Annotated in this window: 5 protein-coding genes; 4 read left to right on the top strand and 1 reads right to left on the bottom strand. The window is 34.6% G+C overall.

All coding sequences use genetic code 11. From position 1 onward, the window contains the following. From atpD to murA, 4 genes are all read left to right on the top strand, one after another. A partial coding sequence (gene atpD, locus N3C_RS07755; RefSeq protein WP_074365476.1) for a F0F1 ATP synthase subunit beta occupies window positions 1-876 on the top strand: 876 nt, incomplete at its 5' end. A 28-nt stretch (window positions 877-904) separates the two neighbouring features. Then, entirely contained in the window at window positions 905-1,165 is a 261-nt protein-coding gene (locus N3C_RS07760) for a F0F1 ATP synthase subunit epsilon (protein WP_207648611.1), read from the top strand. Between the two features lie 272 nt (window positions 1,166-1,437). Next, complete coding sequence (locus N3C_RS07765) at window positions 1,438-2,124, top strand: YwmB family TATA-box binding protein (RefSeq protein ID WP_074365478.1); 687 nt, start codon at window positions 1,438-1,440, stop codon at window positions 2,122-2,124. 21 nt (window positions 2,125-2,145) lie between these two features. Continuing rightward, window positions 2,146-3,405: a UDP-N-acetylglucosamine 1-carboxyvinyltransferase gene (gene murA, locus N3C_RS07770; protein WP_074365479.1), complete on the top strand. Its 1,260-nt coding sequence runs from the start codon at window positions 2,146-2,148 to the stop codon at window positions 3,403-3,405. 180 nt (window positions 3,406-3,585) lie between these two features. Here murA and N3C_RS07775 read toward each other — a convergent pair. Continuing rightward, a partial coding sequence (locus tag N3C_RS07775; RefSeq protein WP_441294406.1) for a type I restriction endonuclease subunit R, EcoR124 family occupies window positions 3,586-4,696 on the bottom strand: 1,111 nt, incomplete at its 5' end.

Below are 4,696 nucleotides of genomic sequence, written 5' to 3' on the forward strand. Positions count from 1 at the left end.
GGAGGTATTTCTGTATTTACAGGAGTAGGTGAGAGAACTAGAGAAGGTAATGACCTTTACTATGAAATGAAGGAGTCCGGCGTAATAAACAAGACTGCTCTTGTCTTTGGGCAAATGAATGAACCACCAGGAGCAAGAATGAGAGTGGCCCTAACAGGTCTTACTATATCAGAATATTTCAGAGATAAGGGTAAAGATGTGTTACTTTTTATTGATAATATATATAGATTTACTCAGGCGGGGTCAGAAGTATCTGCTCTTTTAGGTAGAATACCTAGTGCTGTTGGATATCAACCAACTTTAGCTACGGAGATGGGAGCGCTTCAGGAGAGAATTACATCTACAAAACATGGTTCTATTACATCAGTACAAGCGGTATATGTACCAGCAGATGACTTAACAGATCCAGCTCCAGCTACAACCTTTGCTCATTTAGATGCTACAACAGTATTATCTAGATCTATTGTAGAATTAGGTATATATCCAGCGGTAGATCCTTTAGAGTCCACTTCTAGAATTTTAGATCCAAGAGTGGTAGGAGAGGAACATTACAGAGTAGCTAGTGAAGTTAAAAATATCTTAGAAAGATATAAGGAACTTCAAGACATTATAGCTATTTTAGGTATAGATGAGATTTCAGAGGAAGATAAAATAGTGGTGGCAAGAGCACGAAGAATTCAAAGATTTCTCTCTCAGCCCTTTACTGTAGGAGAGCAATTTACAGGATTAAAGGGTAAATATGTCCCTGTATCAGAAACTATAAGAGGTTTTAAAGAAATATTAGAAGGTAAATGGGATCATGTTCCAGAGGCTGCTTTCCTATTTGTAGGTGGGATTGATGACGTAAAAGAAAAAGCAAAGACCCTTATGGGTTAGTAGGGAAGTGATGATAATGTTAGATATGATGAAACTAACTATTCTTACAGCAGATAGAAGATTTTATCAAGGAGAGATAAAAAGTATTAAAGTTACTAATAAAGAGGGAATATTAGAAGTGCTTCCAAATCATATCTCTTTGATAACTACTATAATACCTAGTGTAACAAAGTTTGAGGATTTAGAAGGGAAGGAACATAAGCTTTTTACCTCTGCAGGTATATTAAGAGTAAAAAAGGGTCAGGTTGATTTGCTTTGTGAAGATAGTAAATGTGTAGACAATAACTAAACAATGAAGTATAAATACTGTAAGTAAACAGAGGTCAATAATAAAGTAATCATATAATAAAAAAAGGATTCAGCTATGCTGAATTCTTTTTTGCTGTTAAGGATAAAAGATTAGGACATTAGTAAAAGTTGATATTATTGAAGATCTTACCTATTTGCTTTTCACACTTTTTAATAAAAAGTATATATTAATAATATATTTAGTACTGCTATATGTGTATAAACCCTCTGGTTTTGGCAATAATTTAGCTAAGAATAAGAGGGGGAATAGAAATGAAGGGCAAAAAAATAGTTATTCAAATTTATCTACTACTTTTAATAGTTTATATAAGTAAGGTTACAGTGTTAGCTGATAGCATTGAAGATATTAGTGGTAGCATTCTTAAAAAAACTAATGGAAGTATTATAGAATCTGGCTTAAGATATGAGTTAACCATAAGTGGAAATCCAGAAGAAAGCTTTAAAGAGATATTTGATCTTCTATCAATTAATAAGGAAGATGTGGAAGTAAGTGATGGAGAGGGGTCAAAAAGGGAGATTGCATTTCATAATAGCAATGTTAAAGGTTTTATAGCATATTCCCAAGAGAATAGTAAAATCATCGTAGAGCTTGTGGAAGAAGGGCACTTGGAAAATATAGCTTCTAAGAAGAACAAGATGGACGAGTTTCTAAAAAGGAAGGTATGGAAAGTAGTTAGATATGAATACTTAAAGGCTATAAGTCCGGAAAAGAATATATCAAATCTTAAAGCAGAAATAGAATATGTTTTAAAGGCTTTTGATGCTAATAATATATCAAGTGTTCATATAGAAAAAGGTTACAGTATAACAGGCTATATAGGAATAGGAAATTCCATGAAGAATGGTAATCATTTAATTGATATAAATTGTGCCGTTCGAAGCTGTGAATCTGGAAGTTATATAATAATAGGTACACCAGTAATCAGCACAAGTTATTAGCAATTTATAATGGAGGACAATATGGAGAAAATAGTAGTAAAAGGTGGATGTAAATTAAGTGGCGAGGTAAATATCAGTTCAGCAAAAAATTCTGTATTACCTATTATTGCCGCAAGTATATTATGCGGAGAAAAATGTGAAATTAAAAATGCACCTATGTTAGAGGACGTATTAGTTATATGTGACGTTTTAAGATCCTTGAGTGCTAAAGTGGATATAGATAAAGAGAGCAATATTATAACTATAGATACTTCTGAAGTAACTCTTTGCGAACCAGACGCTGAATTAGTAAAAAAGATGAGAGCATCTTTTCTTATTATGGGGCCTATGTTAGCTAGGTTTGGAAAGTTTAAAATTTCTCTTCCAGGTGGCTGCAATATTGGTAGCAGGCCCATAGATTTACATTTAAAAGGTTTAAGTGCCTTAGGAGCTAAAATTAATTTAGGACATGGATATGTAGAAGCTTATGTTAATAAGTTGGTAGGAAGCCAAATATATTTGGATTTTCCATCAGTAGGAGCTACTGAAAATATTATGATGTCAGCTGTTATGGCTGAAGGGGAAACTACCATAGAAAACGCAGCAGCTGAACCAGAAATTATAGATCTGGCATCTTTTTTAATTTCTATGGGGGCAAAAATTCAAGGAGCTGGAACAGACACAATTCATATAACAGGAGTAAAAAATTTGAACGGAGCATCTCATACGCCTATTTATGATAGGATAGAAGCAGGAACTTTTATGGTTGCAGCAGCCATTACTAAAAGCAAACTAAAAATTAATGGGATATTAGAGGAACATATGAAGCCGGTAATAGCAAAACTTACGGAATGTGGACTTTCTATGGAATATCAAGGAGGAAGTATTATAATAGACGGTAATAAAGAACTTCGCCCGGTAGATATTAAAACCATGCCTTATCCAGGTTTTCCTACTGATATGCAAGCACAAATGATGGTGCTTTTATCTACTGTTAATGGCACCAGTATTATAACTGAAACAATATTTGAAAACCGTTATATGCATGTAAATGAATTAAAAAGGATGGGGGCAAATATAAAAACAGAAGGAAGAAGTGCTATAATTGAAGGAGTGCCACGGCTAACTGGAGCGGAGGTAAAGGCTACAGATTTACGAGCAGGTGCAGCTTTAATCCTTGCCGGATTAGCAGCGGAAGGCAATACTTCTATTCAGGATGTATATCACATTGATAGAGGCTACGTTGAAATAGAAAAAAAGTTTCAAAAATTAGGAGCTAATATTATTAGAATAAGGGAATAATCAAAGTTAATAATTATAAAAAAATTCGACCAAAGAAGCGTTCTCTTAGGGATTGAAGAAAAACTTAAATGAACAGCTTCAAGCGGGGCAAAAAAGACCAGTCACTTCAAGCATTCATGCCTGATTGTGACTGGTCTTTTTATAAAGATATTATTTTTTGAATTAGCGATTGATATTAATCTATATCAAACCTAAATACTTTTCAAAGAATATCATCAGTTTTTCGATAATTCCTTGTTTTTTCGCAGCTCTGCCTCCGCCAAAGCGAGATACAGGTGGCATGATTTTATCAATGGCTGTACCGGTTGTTTTAAGTATCCCATCTCGGAAAGCATTGTCGATGAATCGGCGGGTTTCTTCAGGCTTTAACTTTTCTTCTTCTATAATTGCTGAAATATCCGCTTCCTTACGCTCATGGAGGAATTTTCGCCAATCCTCATCCACTTTGGTCGATACATTGACTTGCTCAATAAAACGCTCGATAAGTTCTTTCTTACTTCGAAGTTCAATACTCGAATTGATAGCCTTATCAATGGTCGTAAGAATGGTTTTATCCTTGCAGTTGGATTGTTGATATTTAGCTACAAGCATAAGGATGTAGTCAATATTTACCTCTATCTGTTTGACCAGTTCAATCTCAAAAACTATGTCATCATTGATAGTTTCTTTGTCACCATCAGTACCTTTTCTATATTCCTGATACAGGTCAATATAAATGCTCTGATAGTCCTGAAAATCCCTTTCAGATAAAATCTCGTTTCCTTCAAAGTCATCGAAAGAAGTAAGAATATTTCTGAGCCTGAGTATTGCTCCATATAACCTGATAAAGTCTTTTTCCGCTTCTTCTCCGAGAATAGGTTGTCCAAGGGGATACTGTGTTGTAAGGGTTGCAATCAGTTCAGCATAGCCCGGCTTGTGTTCACCTTTTTCATCATATCCCTTATAATATTCATCGAATGTTTTTAGCAGTACAATACCGCCTGCATCCTTATTACCGAATAGTGCAATAGCCTTATCTGTTTCTTCTTTCAAATCTCTAAAGCAAACGATATTACCATAGGTCTTAACGCTGTTTAAGATGCGGTTAGTTCTTGAAAAAGCCTGAATCAGTCCATGCTGTCTCAGGTTTTTATCTACCCATAGCGTATTCAGGGTTGTTGCATCAAAGCCTGTCAGGAACATATTGACAACAATCAATATATCAATCTCCCGATTCTTTACACGAAGAGAGAGGTCTTTATAATAATTCTGGAACTTGTCCGAGGATGTATCGTAATTTGTACTAAATGTG

The sequence above is a fragment of the Clostridium sp. N3C genome (assembly GCF_900095445.1).
Classification (GTDB): domain Bacteria; phylum Bacillota; class Clostridia; order Clostridiales; family Clostridiaceae; genus Clostridium_AU.